This is a genomic window from Micromonospora sp. WMMA1996 (genome assembly GCF_002573675.1).
Lineage (GTDB): Bacteria > Actinomycetota > Actinomycetes > Mycobacteriales > Micromonosporaceae > Micromonospora > Micromonospora sediminicola.
Genome location: NZ_PDHU01000005.1, coordinates 451,214 through 476,586, shown reverse-complemented (window position 1 = coordinate 476,586; position 25,373 = coordinate 451,214). Strand labels below are relative to the sequence as shown.

Here is a 25,373-nt window from a genome sequence, read left to right as displayed (position 1 = left end):
GGCCTTCTGCTCCTTGGCGTGCCGCAGCGCCATCAGCGTGTCCATCGTCTCGCCGGACTGCGAGATCACCACGATCAGCGTGGAGCGGTCGAGCACGGATTCGCGGTAGCGGAACTCGCTGGCCAGTTCCACCTCGCACGGGATGCGGGTCCAGTGCTCGATGGCGTACTTCGCGACCCAGGCCGGAGTGGTAGGCCGTGCCGCAGGCGACGATGAAGATCTTGTCGACGTCACGCAGGTCCTGCTCGCTGAGGCGCACCTCGTCGAGCGCGATCTCGCCGGTCTCGGTGAGCCGACCGAGCAGCGTGTGGCGATGGCCTGCGGCTGCTCCTCGATCTCCTTGAGCATGAACCAGTCGTAGCCGCCCTTCTCGGCGGCCGACGAGTCCCAGTCGATGTGGAAGTCCTTGCCGCTCGCCGGCTGGCCGCGCGAAGTCGGTGATGTCGATGCTGTCCGGCGTGATCAGGACGATTCTGGTCCTGCCCCAGCTCGACCGCCTCCCGGGTGTGCTCGATGAACGCCGCCACGTCGCTGGCCAGGTAGTTCTCGCCGTCGCCCCGGCCCACGACCAGCGGCGAGTTGCGCCGGGCGCCGACCACCGCGGCCGGGGATGCCGGCGTCGACGGCGAAGCAGCGTGAACGCGCCCTCCAGGCGGGCGCACACCACCCGCATGGCGGCGGCGAGGAGCTGCGGGCTGTCGGTCTCACCGGCCGAGCGCAGGTCGGCCAGCGCGCGGGCGATCAGGTGCGCGGCGCACTCGGTGTCGGTGTCGCTGGCGAACTCGACGCCCTCGTCCTCCAGCTCGGCGCGCAGCTTCGCGAAGTTCTCGATGATGCCGTTGTGGATCACGGCGACCCGGCCGTCGGGGGCGAGGTGGGGGTGGGCGTTGCGGTCGGTCGGCCCGCCGTGGTGGCCCACCGGGTGTGGCCGATGCCGGTGGTGCCGTCGCCGATGCCGATCGGGCTGGCGGCGCAGTCCTCGGGGTTGCTCGCGGCCCGCTCGGAGAGGACCTTCTCCAGGTTGGCCAGCTTGCCGGCCTTCTTCTCGGTCAGCAGCTCGTCGTCGCAGACGACGGCGACCCCGGCCGAGTCGTAGCCGCGGTATTCCAGCCGCCGCAGTCCGTCGAGCACGATGCCGAGCGCCGGGCGCGCACCGGCGTAACCCACGATTCCACACATGGTCCGCAGCCTAGCCGAGTTTCGCTCACCGCGCGTGCTCGGAAGGCGGGTTAACGATCACTGAACATGAGCGAACCGATGAGCGGGGCGGCGGATCGGACAAAGCGGCCCATCCCGCGTGGAGCCTTGGCCGGTCGGCATGGCGGCGGCCTCCAGCATCACCGCGTGCGCGGCCCCGGCAGGGCAGGCGCGGCGATCGACGCCCGGCCGCCCGGCCCGTGTGCGGTCACCGATGTTGACCAAGGAGTTCCGGTCGGACGACATGCCACCCTCCGACGCCAACTCCTTGATCGCCGGGTCGGGGCGGGGTTCTGGGGAGGGCGCAGGGCGGGGCCGCGGGGGTGGCTGGCACGCCCTACATTGAGGGCCGCGCCCACCCCCCGCGGACGTCCGCGCCGTACCCCTGTGAGCTGAGCCGATGTCCGAGACGACCCCCGCCCCCGAGCCGGGCTCCGGGCCGAGCGGCCCACCCCCGACACCGGCCCACCCGGCCGCGACGCCCGGCGACCCGATCGCGCCGCCAGCGGCATCGTCCTGGACGCCGCCCGACCCGCTGGCCGCCCCGCAGCCGTGGACGCCGCCCGCCCCGTGGTCGCCGCCGACCTGGGCACCGGGCCCCTGGACCGGCGACCACTCCGGCACATCCGACCCTGCCGGCACGCCCGGCCCGACCGACCGGCCCGACACCCCGGGCAGGGCGTCGACCCGGGACCGGGCCGACCGACGGGGGCACCGGCCGGCGGCGCGGGCTGGACGGCGCCGGAAGCGGCCGGCCACCCCGACCGGCCGTCCCACCCGCCGTCACGCCTGCCGGCCGGTCCGGCGACCCGGCCGTCCCGTCGCCCGGTGACACCGGCGGGACGCCGCCCGGTGGCCCGGCCGCACCCGGTCGGCCGCCGGCCGCCTATCCGCCCGCGGCCTATCCGCCGGCCGCCTATCCGCCGGGGGCGTATCCGCCCGGGCCGTACCCGCCGCCGTACGCGTATCCCGGCGGGGTCCCGCGCCGCTCCACCGGCGGTTGGGTGGTCGGCCTGGTGGTCACCGTGGTCGCCGCGCTGGTGCTGGCCTTCTGCGGCTGCGTCGGCCTGGGCGTGCTCGGGGCGTTCGTGGACGACTCGACCTCGGCCGGGGAGCCCTACGACGACCCCTATCTCGACGACCCTTACCTCGACGACCCGGACGGGATCGCGGACGAGCCGACGCCCACGGTGCCGGTGACCACCCCGTCGGGCGGGCCCGGACGCTTCACCGTCGTCTACGAGGTGACCGCGACCGGCCCGGTGGACGTGCAGTTCTACGACGCGGGCGAGAACCTGCTCCACCTCGACGACGTGGCCTCGCCTGGCGCCTGCGCCTCACGCGAACAACCGCGAGCGGGTGCAGGTCACCGCGACCCCGGCCGGACCCGACGCCGGCGACGTGACCTGCCGGATCACGATCGACGGCCGGGAGGTGTACCGGAACTCCGGCCGGTGGGGGCGCGAACCTGCTTCGGCTGGTGACGCGTCGGAGGTGGGCCGTAGGCTGGCCGCCGTGACGACGACCGATCCCCTGGTGGCCCGGATGCGGCCGTTCGGCACCACCGTCTTCGCCGAGATGTCGGCGCTGGCCGTGCGCACCGGCGCGGTCAACCTCGGGCAGGGCTTCCCGGACAGCGACGGCCCGCCGGAGATGCTCGCCGCCGCCGCCGAGGCGCTGCGCGGCGGCCACAACCAGTACCCGCCGGGTCCGGGGATCCCGGCGCTGCGCGCGGCCGTCGCGGCCCACCAACGCCGGTTCTGGGACCTGGACTACGACCCGGACGGCGAGATCGTGGTGACCGCCGGCGCCACCGAGGCGGTCGCGGCGAGCATCCTCGCCCTCTGCGAGCCGGGTGACGAGGTGGTCTGCTTCGAGCCCTACTACGACTCGTACGCCGCCTCGATCGCGCTGGCCGGCGCGGTCCGTCGCCCGGTGACGCTGCGACCGGGCGCCGACGGCCGGTACGCCTTCGACCCGGACGAGCTGCGCACGGCGTTCGGTCCGCGTACCCGGCTGGTGCTGCTGAACTCGCCGCACAACCCGACCGGGAAGGTCTTCACCGCCGACGAGCTGGCAGTGGTCGCCGGGCTGTGCCGGGAGCACGGGGTCTACGCGGTCACCGACGAGGTCTACGAGCATCTCGTCTACACCGACGCCGCCGGGCCGCACCTGCCGCTGGCCGGGTTGCCGGGCATGCGGGAGCGGACGCTGCGCATCTCCTCGGCCGGCAAGACGTTCTCCTGCACCGGCTGGAAGGTCGGTTGGGTGAGCGGGCCGGCACCGCTGGTCGCGGCGGTGCTGCGGGTGAAGCAGTTCCTCACGTTCGTCAACGCCGGCCCGCTCCAGCCGGCCGTGGCGGTGGCCCTCGGCCTGCCCGACGCCTACTTCACCGGGTTCCGGGACGACCTGCAACGCCGCCGGGACCAGCTGGTCGCCGGGCTCGCCGACGCCGGTTTCGGTGTCCTCCCGCCCGAGGGGACCTACTTCGTCACCGCCGACATCGGCGCGCTCGGCGGCCGGGACGGGGTGGAGTTCTGCCGGTCCCTGCCGGAGCGCTGCGGCGTGGTGGGGGTGCCGACGCAGGTCTTCTACGACGACGTGGAGGCGGGCCGCCGGCTCGTCCGGTTCGCGTTCTGCAAGCGGCCGGAGGTGCTCGCCGAGGCGGTGACCCGGCTGCGCCGGCTCCGGGAGGACGGATGAGCGACGGACACGCCGAACGGCTGCGGCGGCTCGCCGCCCAGCGCGGCTGCGACACGATGCTCTCCGGCGTACGCCCGACGTCGGTGCGGGAGCAGCTCGCCGCGCTCGGCGCGGTGGCCGGTGACGACCTGCCCGACCTCTACGGCGAGGGCGGGCCGGTGGCGGAGCTGGAGCTGCGCGTCGCCGAGCTGCTCGGCGCGGAGGCCGCCGTGTTCTTCCCCTCCGGCACGATGGCGCAGCAGGTGGCGATGCGGCACGGGGCGGAGCTGACCGGCCGGTCCGGGGTCGGGCTGCACCCGCTCAGCCACCCGCTGGTGCACGAACGCGACGCGTACGCGCTGCTCGCCGGCGTGCGCGCGGTGTCGACCACGGCCGCCCCGCGCAACCCGACGGCTGCCGAGGTCGCCGCGCTCGACGAGCCGATCGGCACGCTCTTCCTGGAGCTGCCGTTGCGGGACGCCGGGTTCGTGCTGCCGACCTGGGACGAGCTGGTCGCCGTGGTCGCGGCGGCCCGGGCCCGGGACGTCCGGGTGCACTTCGACGGCGCCCGGCTCTGGGAGTCGACCGTCCACCTCGGCTACTCGACGGCCGAGATCGCGGCGCTGGCCGACAGCACGTACGTCTCGTTCTACAAGTCGCTCGGCGGCCACTCCGGGGCGGCGCTGGCCGGGGACGCGGAGTTGGCCCGCTACGCGCGCGCCTGGCGGCACCGCTACGGCGGCACGCTGTTCCAGCAGTGGCCGGCGGCCCTGGCCGCGCTCGCCGGGCTGGCCCGGGAGCTGCCGCAGCTGCCCGGGCACGTGGGGCACGCGAAGGTGGTGGCCGAGGCGTTGGCCGCCCTGCCCGGCGCCCGGGTCCACCCGACGCCGCCGCACACCCACCAGTTCCGGTTCTGGCTGCCGTACCCGGCGGCGGCGCTGAACGCGGCGAACCTCGCCCTGGCCGAGGAGGAGCGGGCGTGGTTCGTCGGCGGCTGGCGGGACACCGAGGTGCCCGGGCTGGCGCTGGCCGAGGTGACGGTGGCCGGCCCCGCGCGGGAGCTGGACGCCGAGGCGGTGACCGAGCTGGCCGACCGTTTCCTGCGCCGCCTGGCGGACTGACCGGCGCGCCGCGAGCGGCTCGCGCGTCAGCCGGCGGCCCGCGTCGGGCCGGTTCCGTCGTCCGGCCGGGCCCCCGGGTCGATCGGGTCGGCCCGAGACGCTCGACCGGCGGGCCGGTCGGACGGGGGCGCGTCGGCGAGGGCGGCCAGCGTGACGCCGCCGTCGGCGAGCAGCGCCGCCTCGGCGTCGTCGACGAAGGCGAGGTCGGCCTCGACGTGCCGGCCCGCCGCCGACAGCAACAGCCGGACCACGGGGTCGTCGGCCCGGCGGCGCAACCCGTCGAGGTTGCGCAGCTCGCGCAGGAGATGGCCGCGCTGGTTGGTGAGCACGGAACGGACGACGGACGCCTCGCCGGAGCGGGCTGCGGCGGTCACCTTGAGGAAGAAGTCGTCCCGGAAGCCGCCGCTGCGCGGGCTGGGTTCGGCGAGCCAGCGGTCCAGCTCGGTGCGGCCGGCCGGCGTGATCTCGTAGACCACCCGGTCGGGCTTCACCGGCTGGGCGTGCCGCTCGGCGACGACCTGCCCGTCCCGGGACAGCCGGTCGAGGATCTGGTAGAGGTGCCCGATGTTGAGCGGGCCCCACTGTGGACCGACGGCCGCCTCGAAGGCGCCCTTGAGCTCGTAGCCGTAGCTGGGACCACGGGCGAGCAGGGCCAGGACCGCGTGCTGGATCGCCACCGTCTCCTCCGATCCGGTTCCGGACAGGCACCCGTGCGGGGCCTTGCATTGTCACAATGTATCGCGCACAGTGTGGTCAGCACACGGGGAGGCGCGACATGTTCCACGTCATCTGGGGGCAGCTTCGTGGCCGTGCGGGACGCTCGGTGGCGCTGCTGGCCGGCGTGCTGGTGGCCACCACCGGCTTCGTCGTCCTGACCGGCGCCACCACCACCTCGCGGCTGGCCGTCACCGGCGCCGTGGAGCGCGACACCCGCGCCGCCTACGACATCCTGGTCCGTCCGCAGGGGACGCGCACGCCCCTGGAGGCCGCGCGCGGACTGGTGCGGCCCAACTACCTCTCCGACACCTACGGCGGCATCACCACGGCGCAGTACGAACAGGTCAGAGCGGTCGCCGGAGTGGACGTGGCCGCCCCCATCGCGATGATCGGTTACTCGACCTCGGCGGTGCCGCTGCGGCTGGACCTCACCTCGGCGGTCGACCGGTCCCTCGACCGGCAGGTGATCCGGGTCGAGCCCACCTACCTGGCCGAGCGCGGCCTGTCCACCGCGCCGGGCAAGCCGCGGTACGTGTACGTGACCACACACCCCCTCATCCATCCGATGGTCGATCCGGAGCACCTGGACGAGCTCCGCTACACCGACGGCAGGCGCTATCCGGTGGACGAGGTCTGCGGAGCGGTCCCGCGCGAGGTGCAGCCGGACGGCAGCAGCCGGCCGATCTGCGACCCGCAGCGCGGCGCCCTGATCGGCAACCGTGGCGCGCTCTCCGAGCGGGACAACTGGTGGGTCGTCCCGGTCCGGCTGCTGCCGGACGGCCGCTTCGAGGCGGAGAACCGCGTGCTCGCGGAGAACGGCGACGCCGCGACGGCGATCTCCGACCGGCTGACGCTGACCGAGCCGGTCACCGTGCCGTTCCTGCTCGCCGCCGTGGACCCGGACGCCGAACAGCGCCTCGTCGGCCTCGCCGGCGCCGTGACGACGGGCCGCCCCCTGCGGGCCGGCGACGCGGTGGACGAGAAGCTGCTCGGCACCGCGCTCAACCGGTCGGTTCCGGTGCTGGCCACCAGCCGCCCCTATCTCGACAGCGAACTGCGAGCCACGCTCACCCGGCTGCCCGCCGCCCGCCCGGCCGGAATGCCGGCCGTCGACCTGGAGGACGGGCTCCGGCGGGCAACCGGCACACCGGCGGGGGTGGCCCGGGCGAACCTGGCGGACGCCTACCGCAGCCGCCTCGCGGCGGGAGTCTCCGACCAGGGTGGCTGTTGTCGCGGGCAGCTCCAGACCATCACGCAACCCGGCCCCGTGGCCTACGAGGAGCGACCCGGCGGCGAGCTGCGCGCCACCGGAGTGCCACCGGCCGCACCCGAGGTCTTCGGCGACGTTCGCGAATTCAGCTGGCTGCCCCGCCCCTGGCTCACCGAGGACGTCGGGGCGCGGACCCTGCGCCGACTTCCCCTGCCCGGCGGCGGCGCGGTCACCCCGTTCCGCCAGTGGCGGGCGGTCGGCGTGTTCGACCCGGAAAAGCTGACCGGCTTCAGCGACGTCGGCACGGTGCCGCTGGAGACGTACGAGGCGCCGGTGGCCGAGGGCGCCGACGACCGCAGCCGGACCGCGCTGGGCGACCGGCCGCTGGAGCCGAGTGGCAACCCGGCCGGCTACCTGTCCGCGCCGCCGTTGCTGCTGACCAATCTCGCCAGCGCGCGCCAGCTGCTGGACGGCGCCGGCACGCCGCAGCGCACCGCGCCGATCAGCGCGATCCGGGTCCGGGTCGCCGACGTGGGCGGCTACAGCGAGCGCTCGGCCGAGCGGGTCCGCCTGATCGCCGAGCGGATCGCCCAGGCCACCGGCCTCGACGTCGACATCACGCTCGGGTCCTCGCCCGCGCCGCAGACGACCGTGGAGCTACCGGCCGGCGGGTACGGCCGCCCCGCCCTGCGCCTGACCGAGAGCTGGTCGGCACTCGGGGTCGCCTCCGTGATCACCGAGGCGGTGGACCGCAAGAGCGCCGCGCTCTTCGTCCTGGTGCTGGTGGTCTGCGTGCTCTTCCTCGGCAACGCGGTGTCCGCCGCGGTCCGGGACCGCCGCCCCGAGCTGGCGGTGCTCGCCTGCCTGGGCTGGCCGGCCCACCGGATCGGCGCGCTGGTCCTCGGTGAGGTCGCCGCGCTGGGTCTCGCCGCCGGGCTCCTCTCCGTCGGCCTGGCGTTCCCGCTCGGCGCGGCCCTGGACATCGGCATCGACTGGCGGCGGGCGCTGGTCGCCGTACCGGTGGCCCTGCTGCTGGCGCTGGTCGCCGGCGTGGCGCCGGCGCTGCGAGCCGCGCGCGCCCATCCGGCCGAGGCGTTGCGTCCGCCGGTCGCCGCGGCCCGTTGGGTACGCCGCCCCCGTACCCTGCCCGGCCTGGCGCTGGTGAACCTGACCCGGAGCCCCGGCCGCACCGTGCTGGGCGCGGGCGCGCTGGCCATCGGGGTGGCCGCGCTGACACTGGTGGCGGCCACCGCGTACGCGTTCCGGGGCGCGATCGTGGGCAGCCTGCTGGGTGACACGGTGTCGCTCAGCGTGCGCGGCGCGGATGCCCTCGCGGCGGTGGCCACCGTGCTGCTCGGCGCCGCCGCCGTGGCCGACGTGCTCTACCTGAACATCCGCGACCGGGCCGCCGAACTCGCCACGCTGCGGGCGACCGGTTGGACCGACGCGGCGCTGGGCCGCCTGGTCGGCTACGAGGGCTTCGTCATCGGCGCGCTCGGCGCGGTCGGCGGCGCCACCCTCGGGCTCGGCGGGGCGGCCCTGGTGGTCGGCCAGGTGCCGGCCGGCCTGGTGACCGTGGCGGCGCTGGTCGCCTCGGCCGGTGTGCTGGTCACCTGCCTGGCGGCGCTCGTACCGGCGGCGCTGCTGCGCCGCCTACCCACCGCACGACTGCTGGCAGAGGAGTGACCATGGACCCGACGACGGGCAGTACGGTACGCATCGCCGGGCTGGTCCGGCAGTTCCGCACCGGCCCCGAGCGGCTCACCGCCGTCGACGACGTGTCGCTGGAGATCGCGGCGGGGTCGGTGGTGGCGTTGACCGGCCCGAGCGGCTCGGGCAAGTCCACGCTGCTGCACCTGATCGGTGCGATCGAGCAGGCCGACCGGGGCACGGTGACGGTGGACGACGTGGAGGTCACCGCGCTGCGTCGGGCGGCCCTGGCCCGCTACCGGCAGCGGGTCGGCTTCGTCTTCCAGCGCTACCACCTGCTGCCGGCGCTCACCGTGCTGGACAACGTGATCGCGCCGGTGCTGCCGCGCCGGGGCCGGGCCGACCACGCCGCCCGCGCCCGCGAACTGCTGGACGCGGTGGGCCTCGCCGGCCGGGAACGGGCCCTGCCGGCGGAGCTCTCCGGCGGCCAGCAGCAGCGGGTGGCGATCGCCCGGGCGTTGATGGGCGAGCCCCGGCTGCTGCTGGCCGACGAGCCGACCGGCAACCTGGACTCGACCACCGGCGCCCAGATCCTGGACCTGCTGCTCGACCTGCGCGACCGGCACGGGATGACGATCCTGCTCGCGACCCACGAGCCGGCGATCGCCGCCCGCTGCGACCGCCTGGTCCGGCTCGGCGACGGACGGATCGTCGAGGACGTGGACCTGACCGACGGGGAGGATCCGGCCGACACGTTCGACCGTGCCTCCCGACTGCGTCTCTGACCGAGGGAGCACGCGTGTTCCGATTCGTCTGGCGACAGCTCCGTGGGCGTGCGGGCCGTTCGGTGGCACTGCTGACCGGCGTCCTGGTGGCCACCACCGGTTTCGTCGTCCTCACCGGGGCGACCACCACCTCGCGGCTCGCCGTGATCGGCAGCCTCGAACGGCACACCCGCGCGTCCTACGACATTCTCGTGCGTCCCGCGGGCAGCCGCACCCCGCTGGAGGCGCAGCGCGGGCTGGTCCGTCCCAACTACCTGTCCGGCCTCTTCGGCGGCATCACCACGGCCCAGTACGACCAGGTGAAGGCGCTGCCCGGCATCGAGGTGGCCGCGCCCATCGCGATGCTCGGACACGCCGACCAGATCATCAGCGGCTCACTCGACCTCACCGGGGCGGTCGACCCGTCCCTGGACCGGCAGGTCATCCGGATCGACCTGACCTTCGACACGGACCGTGGCCGGTCGGTCGGGCGGGCCGCACCCCGGTACCTCTACCTCACGAAGCATCCGTTGATCCGTCCGGACTTCTCCGGGCCGCCCGGCCGCAAGCTCCGGTACACCGACGGCAGCGAGCACCCCGTCGACGCCTGCGGCCGGGAGTACGCGGTCCCGCGCGAGGTCCAACCGGACGGGCGTTCGCTGCCGGTCTGCGATCCGTTCGCGGTCGCCAGCGACGGCGCGGCCGGATCGACCATGTCCGAACTCGACATGACCTCGCTCAGCGCGGCCCACCTGCGGCCGGACGGGCGGTTCGAGTTCGGCCCGGCCCGCCGGGGGAAGCCACCGGCGCCCACCGACCGGCTGCTGCTCCCGGTGGGGGTCAGTGTCGCGCTGCTGCTCGCCGCCGTCGACCCGGTGGCCGAGGACCGGCTGGTCGGGTTGAACAAGGCGATCCAGGACGGCATCCCACTTCCGCCGGACCGCCGGCCGGCCCGGGTGGACTATTCCTCCTGGGGTCAGGCCACCGAGTTCCCGGTCCTGGCCACCAGCCGCCCGTTCGTCGACGGGTCGGTCTCGGCGACGTACCGCCAGCTCGTGCCGTCCGGGATCGCCGGCCTGCCGGCCGACACGGTCGGGTCGGCCCTCGCCACGCTCCCCGGCAGGCCGGCGGGCGGCGGGCGGGAGGACTTCGCCGACCGCTACCTCGGGGACATCCGGAACCTGATTGAGCGTCCCGGGGAGTGCTGCGGCGGCGTGCTCGACCTCGTGTTGCAGGCCGGCCCGGTCGACTACGACGAGGGACCGGACGGCGTCCTGCGGCCGCGGGCGGTCACTGTCGACCCGTCGGTCTACGGCTCCGAGTTCGTGATCCGACGGCAGCGGTCCTGGCTCGCCGACGACCGGTCGTTCCGGCCGCTCAACCAGGTGCCGACGAGCATCGGCGACGAGGCCCTCTCCCACAGCTGGCGTCCGGTCGGCACGTTCGACCCGCTCCGGTTGACCGGATTCGACGACCTGTCCCGGGTGCCGCTGGAGACCTACGAGCCACCGACCGTCGAGGGCGCCGACGACCGCAGTCGGCAGGCGCTGGGGGACCGGCCGCTGCTGCCCAACGGCAGCCCCGGCGGCTACCTCTCCGCACCGCCGCTGCTGCTCACCAACCTGGCCAGCGTCCCGGACCTGCTGGTCGGCGCTCCCGCCCGGCAGCGCAAGGCGCCGATCAGCGCGATCCGGGTGAGGGTGGCCGACGTGGACGGCTACAACGAACGCTCGGCCGAGCGGGTCCGCCTGATCGCCGAACGGATCGCCACCACCACCGGCCTCGACGTGGACATCACCCTCGGGTCCTCGCCCGCGCCGCAGACCGTGGACCTGCCCGCCGGCGCCTTCGGCCGACCCGACCTGCGGCTGACCGAGAACTGGTCCGCCCTCGGCGTCGCCTCGGTCATCACGAAGGCCGTCGACCGCAAGAGCGCCGTGCTGTTCGCGCTGGTCCTCGTGGTCTGCGCGCTGTTCCTCGGCAACGCCGTCACCGCCGCCGTCCGCGACCGCCGTGCCGAACTCGCCGTCCTGGCCTGCCTCGGCTGGTCGGCACGCCGCATCGGCGCGCTCGTCCTCGGCGAGGTCGCGACGCTCGGTCTGGCCGCCGGGCTGCTCGGGGTCGGCCTCGCCGTCCCCCTCGGTCGCGCCCTCGGCATCGACGTCGAGTGGGACCGCGCGCTGCTCGCCGTGCCGGTGGCGCTGCTCCTGGCCCTGGTCGCGGGTCTGACACCCGCGCTGCGCGCCGCCCGCGCCCACCCCTGGGCCGCGTTGCGCCCGCCGGTGGCCGCCACCCTCCGCGCCCACCGCACCCGGACCGTCGCCGGGATGGCTCTGGTCAACCTGGCCCGCGTCCCCGCACGCACCCTGCTCGGTGCCGCCGCCCTCGGTATCGGCATCGCCTCACTGACGGTGGTCGGCGCCGTCGCCTACGCCTTCCGCGGCGCGGTCGTCGGCAGTCTGCTGGGCGACACGGTGTCGCTGGACGTACGCGGCGCGGACACCCTCGCCGCCGTGGCCACGGTGCTGCTCGGCGCGGCCGCCGTCGCGGACGTGCTCTACCTGGACGTCCGGGACCGCGCCACCGAACTGGCCGCCCTCCAGGCCACCGGCTGGACCGACGGCGCGCTCACCCGTCTCGTCGGCTACCAGGCGCTGTTCCTCGGCGGCCTCGGCGCGCTCAGCGGCGCCGGCCTCGGGCTCGGCGGCGCCGCCTGGCTCGTCGGTGACCTGCCCGCGGCGCTGGTCACCATCGCCGCCCTGGCCGCCCTGGCCGGTGTGCTGGTCACCTGCCTGGCCGCGCTCGTTCCCGCCTACCTGCTGCGCCGGCTACCCACCGCGCGGCTCCTCGCCCAGGAATGACGGCGGCCGCGCGGCCAGGCGCCCAGGAACGACGCCGGCCGCGCGGCCGCTCGGGCTGGATCCGGTCAGGCGACCGGGCTGGCGGTGCGCACCTGCTCGGCGATGCGCTCGGCGACCTCGCGGGCGGTGGCCTCGGTGGCCGCCTCCACCATGACCCGCACCAGCGGCTCGGTGCCGGGGGGCGCAGCAGCACCCGGCCGGTCTCGCCCAGCTCGGACTCGGCCCGCTCGACCTCGGCGCGGACGGCCGGCGCGGCGGCGCCGACGGTACGGTCGCCCACCGGCACGTTGATCAGCACCTGGGGCAGCTTGGTGACCACGGACGCCAACTCGGCCAGGGACGTGCCGGTGGCGGCCATCCGCGCCATCAGGTGCAGCCCGGTGAGCACGCCGTCGCCGGTGGTGGCGTACGCGGGCAGCACGATGTGCCCGCTCTGCTCGCCGCCCAGCGCCAAGCCGGAGGCGCGCAGCTCCTCCAGCACGTACCGGTCGCCGACCTTGGTCTCGACCAGCCGGATGCCCTGCGCGGACATGGCCAGCCGCAGGCCGAGGTTGCTCATCACGGTGGCGACCAGGGTGTCCTGGGTCAGCTCGCCGGCGTCCCGCATCGCCAGGGCGAGGATCGCCATGACCTGGTCGCCGTCGACCTCCTCGCCGTCGGCGGTGACCGCGACGCAGCGGTCGGCGTCGCCGTCATGGGCGATGCCGAGGTGCGCGCCGTGCTCGACCACGGCGGCGCGCAGCGCCTCGATGTGGTTGGAGCCGCACTCGTCGTTGATGTTGAGCCCGTCCGGCTCGGCGTGGATGGCGATCACCTCGGCACCGGCCTCCCGGTAGGCGACCGGTGCGACGTCGGCCGCCGCGCCGTTGGCGCAGTCGACCACGACCTTGATCCCGTCGAGGCGGTGCGGCACGGTGCCGACCAGGTGCTGGACGTAGTGGTCGGCGCCGTCGAGCAGGTCGTGCACCCGGCCCACGCCGGCGCCGGTCGGGCGCGTCCAGGCGGTGGTGGCGTTGGCCTCGACGGCCGCCTCGATCCGCATCTCGATCTCGTCGGGCAGCTTGTGCCCGCCGGCCGCGAAGAGCTTGATGCCGTTGTCCGGCATCGGGTTGTGCGAGGCGGAGAGCATCACGCCCAGGTCGGCCTTGGCCTCGGCGGTGAGGAACGCCACCGCCGGGGTGGGCAGCACGCCGACCCGGACCACGTTCGCGCCGGCGCTGGTCAGGCCGGCGACCACGGCCGCCTCCAGCATCTCGCCGCTGGCCCGGGTGTCCCGACCCACCACCGCCAGCGGCGGGTGGCTCCGGTCGGTCTCGGCCAGTGTGTGGGCCGCGGCCACCGCGACCGCGAGCGCCAACTCCGGGGTGAGATCCGCGTTCGCCCGCCCGCGTACGCCGTCCGTGCCGAACAACCGGCCCATACCCGCCAACCTCCGTGCCGTTGAGAGGAGAAACGCGGAACGGCCGGGCCGCCTCCCGGGAGGGGAGGCGGACCCGGCCGTCCGTCAGAAGTACAAGTCGCTGGTGGTGATCAGCGCTTCGAGTACTGGGGAGCCTTACGGGCCTTCTTGAGGCCGTACTTCTTGCTCTCCTTGACCCGGGCGTCACGGGTCAGGAAGCCGGCCTTCTTCAGGGCCGGGCGGTCGTCGGGCTCGTTGACGATCAGCGCCCGGGCGATGGCGAGCCGCAGCGCGCCGGCCTGGCCGGTGGTGCCGCCGCCCCGCAGGTTGGCGATCACGTCGAACGCCTCGGGCTTCTCGGCGGTGACCAGCGGGTCCTTGATGAGCTGCTGGTGCACCTTGCTCGGGAAGTAGGCCTCGAGGTCACGGCCGTTGCAGGTGATCTTGCCACTGCCGGGGACGATCCGGACCCGGACGATGGCTTCCTTGCGCCGACCCACGGTCTGGATCGGGCGGTCACCGCGGGGCGCGCGCGCGACGGGCGCCGGCGCCTCGGTGGCCTCGGGGGCGACCTCGGTCTCGGTGATGTCGGTCATGCTGCTTCCTTCGCCCGCGCTCACTGCGCGATCTGCTTGATCTCGAACGGCGCCGGCTGCTGCGCGCCGTGCGGGTGCTCGGCACCGGCGTAGACCTTCAGCTTCTTGAGGAGCTGACGGCCCAGCTTGTTGTGCGGGAGCATGCCCTTCACGGCCAGCTCGATGGCCCGCTCGGGCCGCTTGGTGAGCAGCTCGTCGTAGCCGACCCGCTTCAGACCACCCGGGTAACCGGAGTGGCGGTAAGCGACCTTGGTCTGGCGCTTGTTGCCGGTCAGCGCGACCTTGCCCGCGTTCACGATGACGACGAAGTCGCCCGTGTCGACGTGCGGCGCGAAAGTCGGCTTGTGCTTGCCACGCAGCAGCGTGGCGGCGTGGGTCGCCAGGCGGCCCAGCACGACATCAGAGGCGTCGATGACGTGCCACTGACGCTCGATCTCACCCGGCTTCGGGCTGTACGTACGCACAGGTCTACCTTGTCTCGTCGTCGGTCTGGGGTCGCGCGCCGAGGTAACCGGGGCTTCCCAGTCGAACCAGCGCGCACGAACGACCAAGCGTACCTGATGCGGCACGCCTAAGAATGTCGTACAACAGCAGGCAACGATACCCGGCCGCCCGGTGGCAGGTCAAAACGGGGTCGCACCACGCGTGGCCTGCGCGTTTTCCATGGCGCGGGTCACACGCCGGCCAGCCTACGCGGCCCGGGTCGGAGGTAGACCACCCAGGTCACCAGGAAGCAGAGCGCGTACCAGCCGATGAAGGCCAGGTAGGCGGCGTCGGCGGTGCCGGAGGTCAGGAACGACTGCCGGAACGCCACGTTCACCAGCACCCCGCCGGAGGCACCGACCGCGCCGGCGATGCCGATCAGCGCACCGGAGAGCCGGCGGGCCCGCCGCCGCGCCGCCTCCGGGTCGCCGGTCCGCTCCGCCTCGGCCGCCGCCCGGGCCCGGAAGATCGCCGGGATCATCTTGTACGTCGAACCGTTGCCGATCCCGGAGAAGACGAAGAGCGCCAGGAACCCCGCCAGGTAGAGCGGGAAGGACCGGTCCCGGGCCGCGTACAGCACCAGCGCGGCACCGCCGGCCATCGCCACGAAGTTCCAGAACGTGACCCGGGCCCCGCCGAGCCGGTCGGCGAGCTGGCCGCCGAGCGGCCGGACCAGCGAGCCGACCAGCGGCCCGAGGAAGGTCAGCCAGGCGGCGTCGACCGGGGTGGGGAACCGGTCGTGGAACTGGAGCTGGAGCACCTGGCCGAAGGCGAAGCCGAAGCCGATGAACGAGCCGAACGTGCCGACGTAGAGCAGCGACATCACCCAGGTGTGCGGGTCCCGGGCCGCCGCCCGCAGCGCGCCCGGCTCGTTGCGCGCCCCGGGCACGTTGTCCAGCCAGCGGGCCGCGGCCAGCGCGGCGAGCACGATCAGCGGCAGGTAGACCGCCGGCACCAGCCGGGGGTACGCGGCGCCCGCGACGCCCAGCACCGCCAGCCCGACGAGTTGCACGGCCGGCACGCCGAGGTTGCCGCCACCGGCGTTGAGCCCCAGCGCCCGGCCCTTGAGCCGGTCCGGGAAGAACAGGTTGATGTTGGCCATGGAGGAGGCGAAGTTGCCGCCGCCGACCCCGGACAGGCAGGCCAGCACCATCAGCGTGGCGTACGACACCCCGGGCTCGATCAGCACCGCCATCGGCACCGCCGGCACGAGCAGCAGCAGGGCGCTCACGATGGTCCAGTTCCGGCCGCCGAACCGGGCCACGGCGAGCGTGTACGGCAGCCGCAGCACCGCCCCCAGCGCGGCCGGCACGGCGGTGAGCAGGAACTTCCCGGCCGGGTCGATGCCGTACTCCGGGCCGAGGAAGAGCACCACCACCGACCAGAGGCTCCACACGGAGAAGCCGACGTGTTCGGCGAAGATCGAGACGTACAGGTTGCGCCGGGCCACCCGGGCGCCGCCGGCGGCCCAGAACGCCGGGTCCTCGGGACGCCATTCGGTGATCCGCCCGGGCCGGCCGGTGGCGACCGGCGCCGGGGTCGTGGTGGTGCTGGTGGCGAGCGTGCTCACGGCGGCTCCTCCTCGTCGGTGACGAGGGGGACGCTAGGAACGGCCGGTTTCCCCGGGGTGCCCCGCGCGCGTCGGTCCGGAAACGGAGATCGCACGTCCGCCGGGCGGCGGCGGTGAGGCGGTCACAGCTCCTGGAGGATGCGCAGCGCCCGGCCGACCCGCTGCATGGTCTCGGTGTCGGCCACGTCCACGCACTCGCTGAACCACTTCTTCATCGGTGAGGAGAGCCGGTCGGGCATCACCACGAAGCCGCCCATCCGGACGGCCAGCGGTGAGTCGCGCAACAGCGACTCCTCGACCACCTCGGCCACGATCACGATCGGCACGTCGGTGGAGTTGTAGACGTCGGAGCTGATGACCAGGCCGAACCGTTCCCGGGCGCCGGAGATGCGCCAGACCTCTCCCCTACGCAGCACGCGGGCGCCCACCGCCGAACAGGGCGTCGTCGACCAGCGCGGCCTCCTGGGCGTCGGCCAGGGCGGCGGCTTCGAGGTCCAGGCCGGCACGGCCGACGGCGGCGGCGTGCGCGGTGAAGACCTCGCGCAGCGCCTTCTCCCGGGCGGCCTGGTCCATCCAGGCGGAGAGGGACAGGCCCTCCCGCTTGGCGAACCGGCGCGCCTCCTCGATCGTCTCGTCGGAGAACGACAACGTCACCTTGGCGGTCATGCCGGAGAGATTACCCAGGGGTATGACCACCAGTCATCCCCGCGCGCGCCCATCGGCGAACCGGACAGCCGACCTCATCCCGGACGGTGGCCGCCGAAGACGGCGAACCGCCACTCCTTGAAGAAGCAGTCCACGTCGACCAGGCCCGCCTCGGCGAGCCAGCGACACTGCTCGGCCACGGTCGCCGGGCGGTCGTGCCGCATCCGCTGCCGCGCGGCGGCGATCTCGGCGGCGTCGGAGCCCCGCTCGGTGATCCGCGCCGTCCACACCTCGTCGTAGCGCCGGTCGAGCGCCGGGGTGGGGCCGGCCACCTGCTCGGCGTTGACGAACACCCCGCCCGGCGTCAGCGCGTCCACCACCCGGCGGTAGAGCGCCCGCTTGCCGTCGTCGTCGAGGTGGTGGACGGCCAGCGCGGAGACCACCGCGTCGTACCGCCCGGCGGGCAGGGGGTCGCCCAGGTCGGCGTGGACCGTGCGGTGCGGCACGCCCCGGGCGGCCAGGTGGCCGGTGGCCACCGCCAGCATCGCGGGCGCGCCGTCGACCAGCGTCAGCCGGACGCCGGGGACCGCGGCGGCCAGCAGCAGGGAGAGCAGGCCGGTGCCCGCCCCGAGGTCCAGCACCTCGGGGGTACGCCCGGCGGCGAGCGCCGTTCGCAACGGTGGCGCGGCCACCTCGACGGCGGTGCCGTAGAAGGCGTCGAAGCACGGCACCAGCCGTCGCCGGGCCTGGTCGTAGGTGCCCGCCACCGCGTCGAACGCGTCCGTCACGCTCACGATCGTCTCCCATTATATGGAACAACTTTCCCATATTCTAAACCCGACGATTCGGCCCGTCACCCCCGTGCGGTGTGAGGCGCTCTTGACAGGACCGAAACAGAAGGGACCCGGACCGGAAACCGCCCGCCGGCACGCTTTTCCGACATGACAGACGGTGCACGCACGGCGACGCGAACGGGGGTACGTCCCCGGGAGGTCGCCACGCACTGCCCGTACTGCGCGCTCCAGTGCGGCATGACGCTTCGGGCGACCGGCGACCGCGTCGAGGTGGCCCCCCGGGACTTCCCCACCAACCGGGGTGGGTTGTGCCAGAAGGGCTGGACCGCCGCCGAGCTGCTCGACCACCCGGAGCGACTGACCACCCCGCTGCTGCGGGACCGGCCCGGCGCAGCGCTGCGCCCGGCCGGGTGGGACGAGGCGCTGGACCGGATCGTCGCCGGGCTGGGCGCGGTCCGGGACCGGCACGGGCCGGACGCGGTCGCGGTCTTCGGCGGCGGCGGGCTGACCAACGAGAAGGCGTACGCGCTGGGCCGCTTCGCCCGGGTGACGCTGCGCACCCGGCACATCGACTACAACGGACGCTGGTGCATGTCGTCGGCCGCCGCCGCCGGCAACCGCGCCTTCGGCGTCGACCGGGGGCTCCCGTTCCCGCTCGCCGACCTCGGCCGGGCGGACACGCTGCTGCTGGTCGGCGCGAACCCGGCCGAGACCATGCCGCCGCTCATGCGCCACGTCACCGAGCTGCGGGAGCGCGGCGGCCGGCTGATCGTGGTCGACCCCCGGGCCACCGCCACCGCCCGCCAGGCCGACCTGCACCTGCAACCGCTGCCCGGAACGGACCTGGCGGTGGCGAACGCGCTGCTGCACGTCGCGCTCACCGAGGGCCTCGTCGACCGGGCGTACATGGCGGCCCGGACCACCGGCTTCGACGAGGTCCGGCGGACCGTGGCCGGTTACTGGCCGGCGGAGGTGGAGCGCCTCAGCGGGGTGCCGGCGGCCGACCTGGAGACCACCGCCCGCGCACTGGCCACGGTGGACCGGGCGATCGTCCTCACCGCCCGGGGCGCCGAGCAGCACGCCAAGGGCGTCGACACGGTCACCGCCTTCGTCAACCTGGCGCTCGCCCTGGGCCTGCCCGGGCGTCCCGGCTCCGGCTACGGCTGCCTGACCGGGCAGGGCAACGGGCAGGGCGGACGGGAACACGGGCAGAAGGCCGACCAGCTCCCCGGCTACCGGCGGATCGACGACCCGGCGGCCCGGGAGCACGTGGCCCGGGTGTGGGGCGTCGACCCGGCCACGCTGCCGGGGCCGGGCGTGCCGGCCTACCAACTGCTCGACTCGCTCGGCACCCCGGCCGGGCCGAGGGCGTTGCTGGTCTTCGGCTCCAACCCGGTCGTCTCCGCCCCGCGCGCGGCCCGGATCGAGGCCCGGCTCCGCGACCTGGACCTGCTCGTGGTCGCCGACCTGCTCCGTTCGGAGACGGCCGAGTTGGCCGACGTGGTGCTGCCGGTGACCCAGTGGGCCGAGGAGGACGGCACGATGACCAACCTGGAGGGTCGGGTGCTGCGCCGCCGCGCGCTGCGGGAACCGCCCGCCGGCGTCCGCAGCGACCTGGAGATCCTCGCCGCGCTCGCCGACCGGCTGCCCGGCCCGACACCGCTGCCGAGCGATCCGCGCGAGGTGTTCGAGGAACTGCGCCGGGCCTCGGCCGGCGGCCCGGCCGACTACGCCGGGATCACCTGGGACCGGATCGACGCCGACACCGGCGTCTTCTGGCCCTGCCCGGACCCCGACGGGCCGGACCACCCCCGGCTCTTCACCGACCGGTTCCCCACCCCGGACGGCCGCGCCCGGTTCCACCCGGTGGCCCACCGCCCGGCCGCCGAGCCGGTCTGCGCCGACTACCCCCTGCACCTGACCACCGGGCGGGTGCTGGCCCAGTACCAGTCCGGCACCCAGACCAGGCGGGTGGCCGCGTTGCGCCGGGCCGCCCCCGGCGGCTTCGTGGAGCTGCACCCCGACCTGGCCGCCCGGCTCGGCGTGGCCGACGGCACGCCGGTCCGCGTGGTCTCCCGCCGGGGCGAGCTGCGCGCGCCGGCCCGGCTCACCCCGACGATCCGGCCGGACACCGTCTTCGCGCCGTTCCACTGGCCCGGCGCGGCCCGGGCCAACTCGGTCACCAACGACGCGCTCGACCCGGTCTCCGGGATGCCCGAGTTCAAGATCTGCGCGGTCCGGGTGGAGCCGGCATGACCGCCCGGATCGTGGTCGTCGGGTACGGCATGGCCGGGGCCCGCCTCGTCGCCGAGCTGCACGCGCGCGACGGCGACCACCGGGTCACCGTGCTCGGGGCGGAGCCGCACCGCGCGTACAACCGGATCATGCTCTCCACCCTGCTCGCCGGCCGGATCGACGAGCCGGACCTGGAACTGGTCGAGGCCGTCGGCCCGGGCGTGGACGTGCGGACCGGCGCGCCGGTCACCGCGATCGACCGGACCGCCCGGGAGGTGCGCACCGCCGACGGCGCCCGGCACGGCTACGACCACCTGGTGCTCGCCACCGGCAGCCGGTCCGTGGTGCCGCCGCTGCCCGGGCTCGACCCGCTGCCGGACCGGGTGGTCCCGTTCCGCACGCTGGCCGACTGCCGGCGGATCCTCGCCGCCGCCCGGGACGCGCGCCACGCCCTCGTGCTCGGCGGCGGGCTGCTCGGGCTGGAGGCGGCCCGCGGGCTCGCCGCCCGGGGCGTCGCCGTGACCGTGGTCCACCCGGTCGGCCACCTGATGGAACGCCAGCTCGACCCGCCGGCCGGAGCGGTCCTCGTGGACACCCTCGCCGCGCTGGGCGTCCGGGTCCGGTTGGGTGTCCCCGCCACCGGGGTCACCGCCGACGCCGACGGCGTCCGCCTGCGCCTGGGCGACGACGAGTCGGTCGCCGCCGACCTGCTGGTGCTCTGCTGCGGCGTCCGCCCCGACACCGCGCTGGCCGCGGCCGCCGGGCTGGCCGTCGACCGGGGCGTGGTGGTGGACGACCGGATGCGGACCGACGACCGGCGCATCTCGGCGATCGGCGACTGCGCCCAGCACGACGGCACGCCGACCGGGCTCGTCGCGCCGGCCTGGGCGCAGGCCCGGGTGGTCGCCGACCTGCTGACCGGCGGCGACCCGCTGGTCCGCTACCGGCCCCGACCGGTGGTGACCCGGCTCAAGGCCGCCGGCATCGACCTGGCCTCGATGGGCGACGTGGCCGGAGTCCCGACCGGGACCGGGCCGGTCGAGGAGCTGACGTTCACCGACCCCGCGCGGGGCACCTACGCCCGGCTGCGGATCCGCGACGAGCGCCTGACCGGGGCGATCCTGCTCGGCGACAACCCGACGGTCGGCACGGTGGTGCAGCTCTTCGACCGGGGCGCGCCGGTGCCGGCGGACCGGCGGTCGCTGCTGCTCGGCCGCGCGTTCGGCGCGGCCCCGGCCGAACCGGCCGCGTCCCCGGCGCTGATGCCGGACGCCGCCGTCGTGTGCCGGTGCAACGACGTGAGCAAGGGCGCGCTGGTGGCGTGCTGGCGCGCGGGCGCCCGCAGCGTCGCGGCGCTGTCCGCCGCGACCCGCGCCGCCACCGGTTGCGGCGGGTGCCGGGACGCGGTCGCCGGCATCGCCGGCTGGCTCGCCGAGGCGGACCCGCCCACGACCGACGAGGTACGCGACCCGGATGCGAACCGCGAGGCGGTGGAGGTGTGATGAGCGAGCGGCTGGTGGTCGTCGGCAACGGCATGGTCGGGCAGCGCTTCGTCGAGGCGCTGCGGACCCGCGACCGGGACGGGCGGTGGCGGGTCACGGTGCTCGCCGAGGAGCGCCGTCCGGCGTACGACCGGGTGCGGCTCTCCGCGCTCTTCGACGGGGTGGACGCGGACGAGCTGAGCCTGCACACCCCCGACGACGGGGTGGAGCTGCGGCTGGGCGAACCGGTCACCGGCGTCGACCGGGCCCGCCGGGTGGTGACGACGGCGGACGGCGAGTACCCCTACGACGCGCTGGTGCTGGCCACCGGGTCGTACCCCTTCGTCCCGCCGGTCGACGGCACGGACCTGCCGGGGGTCTTCGTCTACCGGACGCTGGACGACCTGGCCGCGATCCGGGAGCACGCCCGGGGCCGGCGGACCGGCGCGGTGATCGGTGGCGGCCTGCTCGGCCTGGAGGCGGCCAACGCGCTGCGGCTGCTCGGGCTCGCCACCAGCGTGGTCGAGTTCGCGCCCCGGCTGATGCCGGTGCAGGTGGACGAGGCGGGCGGGGCCATGCTCCGCCGGTACGTCGAGGAGCTGGGCGTCACGTCGTACCTCGGGGTGGCCACCACGGCGCTGCGTCCCGGGCCGGACGGCACGGTGGCCGCGCTGTCGCTCGCGGACGGCCGCACGGTCGACGCGGAGCTGGTGGTGGTGGCCGCCGGGATCCGGCCCCGGGACGAGCTGGCCCGGGCGGCCGGGCTGCCGGTCGGCCCGCGCGGCGGCGTGCTGGTGGACGCGGCCTGCCGGACCGCCGACGAGCGGATCTGGGCGGTCGGCGAGTGCGCCGCGGTGGACGGCGCCTGTCACGGCCTGGTCGCGCCCGGCTACGCGACCGCCGAGGTGGTCGCCGACCGGCTGCTCGGTGGGGCGGCCACGTTCCCCGGCGCGGACACCGCGACCAAGCTCAAGCTGCTCGGCGTGGACGTGGCGTCGTTCGGCGACGCCCATGGGGTCACCCCCGGCTGCCTCGACGTGACGTTCACCGACCCGGTCACCCGCTCGTACGCGAAGCTGGTCCTCTCCGACGACGCGCGGACGCTGCTCGGCGGCGTGCTGGTCGGGGACGCGAGCGCCTACCCGACGTTGCGGGCGAGCGTCGGCGGGCCGCTGCCCGCTCCCCCGTTGGCGCTGCTCGCGCCCACCGGCGGCGCGGGCGCCGGCGCGCTGCCCGCCGCCGCCCAGGTCTGCTCCTGCAACGCGGTCACCCGGGCCGACCTGGACGCGGCGATCGCCGGTGGGGCCACCGACGTGCCGGCGCTGAAGGCGTGCACCCGGGCGGGCACCAGCTGCGGCTCCTGCGTGCCGATGCTCAAGCAGCTGCTGGACGCCGCCGGGGTACGCCAGTCCCGCGCGCTCTGCGAGCACTTCGACCTCACCCGGCAGGAGCTGTTCGACCTCATCCGGGTGCGCGGCATCCGCACGTTCTCCCGGCTCGTCGCCGAGCACGGGCGCGGGCGCGGCTGCGACATCTGCAAGCCGGTGGTGGCCTCGATCCTGGCCTCCCTCGGCACCGGCCACGTGCTCGACGGCGAGGCGGCGTCGCTGCAGGACACCAACGACCACTTCCTGGCCAACCTGCAACGCGACGGCAGCTACTCGGTGGTGCCCCGGATACCCGGTGGCGAGATCACCCCGGAGAAGCTGATCGCGATCGGCGAGGTGGCCCGGGACTTCCGGCTCTACACCAAGATCACCGGAGGGCAGCGGATCGACCTGTTCGGCGCGCGGGTCGACCAGCTGCCGCAGATCTGGCGCCGGCTGGTCGACGCGGGCTTCGAGTCCGGTCACGCGTACGGCAAGGCGCTGCGCACGGTGAAGTCCTGCGTCGGCGACACCTGGTGCCGGTACGGGGTGCAGGACTCGGTCGGGCTCGCCGTCGCGCTGGAGCTGCGCTACCGGGGCCTGCGCGCCCCGCACAAACTCAAGTCGGCGGTCTCCGGCTGCGCCCGCGAGTGCGCCGAGGCGCGGAGCAAGGACTTCGGCGTCATCGCCACCGAAACCGGCTGGAACCTCTACGTCGGCGGCAACGGCGGCTTCCGGCCCCGGCACGCCGACCTGTTCGCCACCGACCTGGGCACCGGGGAGCTGGTCACGCTGATCGACCGGTTCCTCATGTACTACGTCCGCACCGCCGACCGGTTGCAGCGCACCGCCGCCTGGATCGAGGCCATGGACGGCGGCCTCGACCACCTCCGGTCGGTGCTCGTGGACGACTCGCTGGGTCTCTGCGCCGACCTCGACGCGGCCATGGCCCGGCACGTGGCCGGCTACTCCGACGAGTGGCGGGACGTGCTGGAGGACCCGGACCGGCTGCGCCGCTTCACCTCGTTCGTCAACGCGCCGGACGTGCCCGACCCGTCCATCACCTTCGCGGTCGAACGCGGCCAGCCGGTGCCGGCCCGGGGCGCGCCGCCGGGCGACCGCCGGCAACCGGTCGTGCTGGGCCTGCCGGAGGTGCGGCGATGAGCCCGACCGTGACGCTCGGCTGGACGCCGGTCTGCCCGCCGGACCGGCTCGACCTCGACCGGGGCGTCGCCGCGCTCGTCGACGGCGTGCAGGTCGCGCTCTTCCGCACCGCCGCCGGGCTGTTCGCGGTGGACAACCTGGACCCGGTCGGTGGCGTGTACGTGATGTCCCGGGGCCTGGTCGGCAGCCGGGGCGGGGTGCCGACGCTCGCCTCCCCCCTGCACAAGCAGGTCTACGACCTCACCACCGGGCGCTGCCTGGACCTGCCCGGGGTGACGCTGCGGCGGCACCGGGCGCGCTGCCGGGACGGCCTGGTCGAGGTGCGGTTGCGGCAGGAGGAATGATGCGCGACGAGCTGGCCGGCTTCACCATCGGGGTCACCGCGGACCGGCGCCGCGACGAGCTGGCCGCCCTGCTCCAGCGGCGCGGCGCGCGGGTGGTCCTCGCCCCGGCGCTGCGGATCGTGCCGCTCGCCGACGACACCGACCTGCGTGAGGCCACCCGGGCCTGCCTGGCGCACCCGCCGGACGTGCTGATGGCCAACACGGGCATCGGGATGCGGGGCTGGTTGGAGGCCGCCGAGGGGTGGGGGCTGGCCGAGCCGCTGCGCGCCACCCTCGCCCGCGCCTACGTGGTGTCCCGCGGACCCAAGGCGACCGGGGCGATCCGTGCCGCCGGGCTGCGCGAGCACTGGTCGCCCGCGTCGGAGAGCTGCGACGAGGTGGTCGAGCACCTGGTCCGGCGCGGCGTCGCCGGCCAGGTGGTGGCGCTGCAACTGCACGGCGACCGGCAGCCGGAGTGCACCGAGGCGCTGGTCACGGCCGGGGCGACGGTGATCGAGGTGCCGGTCTACCGCTGGGCGCCGCCGGCCGACCCGGCGCCGTTGCACCGGCTCATCGACCTGGTCGCGGGACGGCTGGTCGACGCCGTCACGTTCACCTCCGCGCCGGCGGCCGAGGCCCTGCTGCGGGCGGCCGGGGACCGCGCCGAGACGGTGCTGGAGGCGCTGCGCGGCGACGTGCTGGCCGGATGCGTCGGCACGGTCACCGCCGAGCCGCTGGTGCGGCGGGGGGTGCCGGTGAGCGCGCCGAGCCGGGCCCGGCTGGGTGCCCTGGTGCGCACGATCGTCGAGGAGCTGCCCCGGCGTACCGTCTCGGTGAAGGCGGCCGGGCACGTGCTCACGCTGCGCGGACACGCCGCGGTGGTCGACGGCGAGCTGCGCCCGCTGGCGCCGGCCCCGATGGCGGTGCTGCGGGCGCTCGCGGCGTCGCCCGGGAAGGTGCTGTCGCGCACCGCGCTGCTGCGCACGCTGCCGCGCGGCGCCGACGAGCACGCGGTGGAGATGGCGGTCGCCCGCCTGCGGGTCGGCCTGAAGGCCCCCCGCGTGGTGCAGACGGTGGTCAAGCGCGGCTACCGCCTGCGGGTCGACTGACCCGC

21 protein-coding genes and 2 pseudogenes are annotated in these 25,373 nt (G+C 75.1%); 12 read left to right on the top strand and 11 right to left on the bottom strand.

The annotated features are described in order from the left end of the window. The coding region (locus COO58_RS31045; protein ID WP_255292794.1) for an SIS domain-containing protein at positions 1-132 on the bottom strand (132 nt) is incomplete at its 3' end. A 28-nt stretch (positions 133-160) separates the two neighbouring features. On the opposite strand from COO58_RS31045, the gene COO58_RS31040 reads away from it, so the two are divergent. Then, entirely contained in the window at positions 161-361 is a 201-nt protein-coding gene (locus tag COO58_RS31040) for a hypothetical protein (RefSeq protein ID WP_255292788.1), read from the top strand. 405 nt (positions 362-766) lie between these two features. On the opposite strand, the pseudogene COO58_RS31330 reads toward COO58_RS31040, so the two are convergent. Both COO58_RS31330 and COO58_RS31030 read right to left on the bottom strand, forming a co-directional pair. Next, positions 767-850 (bottom strand): annotated as a pseudogene (locus COO58_RS31330) (hypothetical protein); the annotation flags it as partial. Beyond that, on the bottom strand, positions 847-1,179 hold the full coding sequence (locus tag COO58_RS31030) for a hypothetical protein (RefSeq protein ID WP_255292787.1): 333 nt from the start codon (positions 1,177-1,179) through the stop codon (positions 847-849). The pseudogene COO58_RS31330 and the gene COO58_RS31030, both read right to left, overlap by 4 nt. Before the next feature lie 1,022 nt (positions 1,180-2,201). Here COO58_RS31030 and COO58_RS30030 point away from each other — a divergent pair. Genes COO58_RS30030 through COO58_RS27800 form a run of 3 tightly spaced genes read left to right on the top strand, consistent with a single transcriptional unit; the run spans position 2,202 to position 5,000 of the window. Further along, complete coding sequence (locus tag COO58_RS30030) at positions 2,202-2,681, top strand: hypothetical protein (RefSeq protein WP_141561963.1); 480 nt, start codon at positions 2,202-2,204, stop codon at positions 2,679-2,681. Between the two features lie 31 nt (positions 2,682-2,712). Next, positions 2,713-3,900 carry a pyridoxal phosphate-dependent aminotransferase gene (locus COO58_RS27805; protein WP_098747892.1) on the top strand — a complete coding sequence of 396 codons (1,188 nt, stop codon included), beginning with the start codon at positions 2,713-2,715 and terminating at the stop codon, positions 3,898-3,900. Next, complete coding sequence (locus COO58_RS27800) at positions 3,897-5,000, top strand: low specificity L-threonine aldolase (RefSeq protein ID WP_098747866.1); 1,104 nt, start codon at positions 3,897-3,899, stop codon at positions 4,998-5,000. The genes COO58_RS27805 and COO58_RS27800 overlap by 4 nt, the downstream gene beginning before the upstream one ends. A gap of 26 nt (positions 5,001-5,026) precedes the next feature. Here COO58_RS27800 and COO58_RS27795 read toward each other — a convergent pair whose 3' ends face one another. Then, complete coding sequence (locus COO58_RS27795) at positions 5,027-5,677, bottom strand: PadR family transcriptional regulator (protein ID WP_141561962.1); 651 nt, start codon at positions 5,675-5,677, stop codon at positions 5,027-5,029. A gap of 98 nt (positions 5,678-5,775) precedes the next feature. On the opposite strand from COO58_RS27795, the gene COO58_RS27790 reads away from it, so the two are divergent. From COO58_RS27790 to COO58_RS27780, 3 genes are read left to right on the top strand one after another with little or no spacing between them, the layout of a single operon-like run. Next, positions 5,776-8,613, top strand: a complete 2,838-nt coding sequence (locus COO58_RS27790) for an ABC transporter permease (RefSeq protein ID WP_141561961.1) — start codon at positions 5,776-5,778, stop codon at positions 8,611-8,613. A 2-nt stretch (positions 8,614-8,615) separates the two neighbouring features. After that, on the top strand, positions 8,616-9,362 hold the full coding sequence (locus COO58_RS27785; RefSeq protein ID WP_091570231.1) for an ABC transporter ATP-binding protein: 747 nt from the start codon (positions 8,616-8,618) through the stop codon (positions 9,360-9,362). 14 nt (positions 9,363-9,376) lie between these two features. Then, the gene (locus COO58_RS27780) at positions 9,377-12,202 is read left to right on the top strand and encodes an ABC transporter permease (protein WP_141561960.1); all 2,826 of its coding nucleotides are present in this window, start codon (positions 9,377-9,379) and stop codon (positions 12,200-12,202) included. 65 nt (positions 12,203-12,267) lie between these two features. On the opposite strand, the pseudogene glmM reads toward COO58_RS27780, so the two are convergent. From glmM to COO58_RS27745, 7 genes and pseudogenes are all read right to left on the bottom strand, one after another. Continuing rightward, positions 12,268-13,622, bottom strand: a pseudogene (glmM, locus tag COO58_RS27775) (phosphoglucosamine mutase). Positions 13,623-13,732: 110 nt separating this feature from the next. Continuing rightward, positions 13,733-14,197: a 30S ribosomal protein S9 gene (gene rpsI, locus COO58_RS27770; protein WP_088998399.1), complete on the bottom strand. Its 465-nt coding sequence runs from the start codon at positions 14,195-14,197 to the stop codon at positions 13,733-13,735. 20 nt (positions 14,198-14,217) lie between these two features. Then, positions 14,218-14,661 (bottom strand): 50S ribosomal protein L13, encoded by a 444-nt coding sequence (gene rplM / locus COO58_RS27765; protein ID WP_091570221.1) that lies wholly within the window; start codon positions 14,659-14,661, stop codon positions 14,218-14,220. Positions 14,662-14,870: 209 nt separating this feature from the next. Beyond that, the gene (locus COO58_RS27760) at positions 14,871-16,250 is read right to left on the bottom strand and encodes an MFS transporter (RefSeq protein ID WP_098747861.1); all 1,380 of its coding nucleotides are present in this window, start codon (positions 16,248-16,250) and stop codon (positions 14,871-14,873) included. Between the two features lie 122 nt (positions 16,251-16,372). Further along, positions 16,373-16,678 carry a hypothetical protein gene (locus tag COO58_RS27755; RefSeq protein ID WP_172967920.1) on the bottom strand — a complete coding sequence of 102 codons (306 nt, stop codon included), beginning with the start codon at positions 16,676-16,678 and terminating at the stop codon, positions 16,373-16,375. Further along, positions 16,656-16,916: a DUF6364 family protein gene (locus COO58_RS27750; RefSeq protein ID WP_098747860.1), complete on the bottom strand. Its 261-nt coding sequence runs from the start codon at positions 16,914-16,916 to the stop codon at positions 16,656-16,658. The genes COO58_RS27755 and COO58_RS27750 overlap by 23 nt, the downstream gene beginning before the upstream one ends. A gap of 74 nt (positions 16,917-16,990) precedes the next feature. Beyond that, positions 16,991-17,689, bottom strand: a complete 699-nt coding sequence (locus COO58_RS27745) for a class I SAM-dependent methyltransferase (RefSeq protein WP_091570209.1) — start codon at positions 17,687-17,689, stop codon at positions 16,991-16,993. 147 nt (positions 17,690-17,836) lie between these two features. On the opposite strand from COO58_RS27745, the gene COO58_RS27740 reads away from it, so the two are divergent. The 5 genes from COO58_RS27740 to COO58_RS27720 are packed head-to-tail and all read left to right on the top strand — an operon-like array spanning position 17,837 to position 25,368. Beyond that, positions 17,837-19,945 (top strand): molybdopterin oxidoreductase family protein, encoded by a 2,109-nt coding sequence (locus COO58_RS27740; RefSeq protein ID WP_098747859.1) that lies wholly within the window; start codon positions 17,837-17,839, stop codon positions 19,943-19,945. Then, positions 19,942-21,426, top strand: a complete 1,485-nt coding sequence (locus COO58_RS27735) for an FAD-dependent oxidoreductase (RefSeq protein ID WP_098747857.1) — start codon at positions 19,942-19,944, stop codon at positions 21,424-21,426. The genes COO58_RS27740 and COO58_RS27735 overlap by 4 nt, the downstream gene beginning before the upstream one ends. Next, positions 21,426-23,936 (top strand): nitrite reductase large subunit NirB, encoded by a 2,511-nt coding sequence (gene nirB, locus COO58_RS27730; RefSeq protein ID WP_098747856.1) that lies wholly within the window; start codon positions 21,426-21,428, stop codon positions 23,934-23,936. Before COO58_RS27735 ends, nirB begins: the two co-directional genes overlap by 1 nt. After that, the gene (gene nirD / locus COO58_RS27725) at positions 23,933-24,280 is read left to right on the top strand and encodes a nitrite reductase small subunit NirD (protein ID WP_098747854.1); all 348 of its coding nucleotides are present in this window, start codon (positions 23,933-23,935) and stop codon (positions 24,278-24,280) included. The genes nirB and nirD overlap by 4 nt, the downstream gene beginning before the upstream one ends. Continuing rightward, positions 24,280-25,368: a uroporphyrinogen-III synthase gene (locus COO58_RS27720; protein ID WP_091570188.1), complete on the top strand. Its 1,089-nt coding sequence runs from the start codon at positions 24,280-24,282 to the stop codon at positions 25,366-25,368. The genes nirD and COO58_RS27720 overlap by 1 nt, the downstream gene beginning before the upstream one ends. The last annotated feature ends 5 nt before the right edge of the window (positions 25,369-25,373 follow it).

What these genes read in the sequence shown, in the direction of transcription:
- COO58_RS31040 (WP_255292788.1), top strand. Translation starts at nt 161, where the DNA reads ATGGCGTACTTCGCGACCCAGGCCGGAGTGGTAGGCCGTGCCGCAGGC.
- COO58_RS31030 (WP_255292787.1), bottom strand. Translation starts at nt 1,179, where the DNA reads ATGTGTGGAATCGTGGGTTACGCCGGTGCGCGCCCGGCGCTCGGCATC.
- COO58_RS27800 (WP_098747866.1), top strand. Translation starts at nt 3,897, where the DNA reads ATGAGCGACGGACACGCCGAACGGCTGCGGCGGCTCGCCGCCCAGCGC.
- COO58_RS27790 (WP_141561961.1), top strand. Translation starts at nt 5,776, where the DNA reads ATGTTCCACGTCATCTGGGGGCAGCTTCGTGGCCGTGCGGGACGCTCG.
- COO58_RS27785 (WP_091570231.1), top strand. Translation starts at nt 8,616, where the DNA reads ATGGACCCGACGACGGGCAGTACGGTACGCATCGCCGGGCTGGTCCGG.
- rpsI (WP_088998399.1), bottom strand. Translation starts at nt 14,197, where the DNA reads ATGACCGACATCACCGAGACCGAGGTCGCCCCCGAGGCCACCGAGGCG.
- COO58_RS27750 (WP_098747860.1), bottom strand. Translation starts at nt 16,916, where the DNA reads ATGACCGCCAAGGTGACGTTGTCGTTCTCCGACGAGACGATCGAGGAG.
- COO58_RS27740 (WP_098747859.1), top strand. Translation starts at nt 17,837, where the DNA reads ATGACAGACGGTGCACGCACGGCGACGCGAACGGGGGTACGTCCCCGG.
- COO58_RS27735 (WP_098747857.1), top strand. Translation starts at nt 19,942, where the DNA reads ATGACCGCCCGGATCGTGGTCGTCGGGTACGGCATGGCCGGGGCCCGC.
- nirB (WP_098747856.1), top strand. Translation starts at nt 21,426, where the DNA reads ATGAGCGAGCGGCTGGTGGTCGTCGGCAACGGCATGGTCGGGCAGCGC.
- nirD (WP_098747854.1), top strand. Translation starts at nt 23,933, where the DNA reads ATGAGCCCGACCGTGACGCTCGGCTGGACGCCGGTCTGCCCGCCGGAC.
- COO58_RS27720 (WP_091570188.1), top strand. Translation starts at nt 24,280, where the DNA reads ATGCGCGACGAGCTGGCCGGCTTCACCATCGGGGTCACCGCGGACCGG.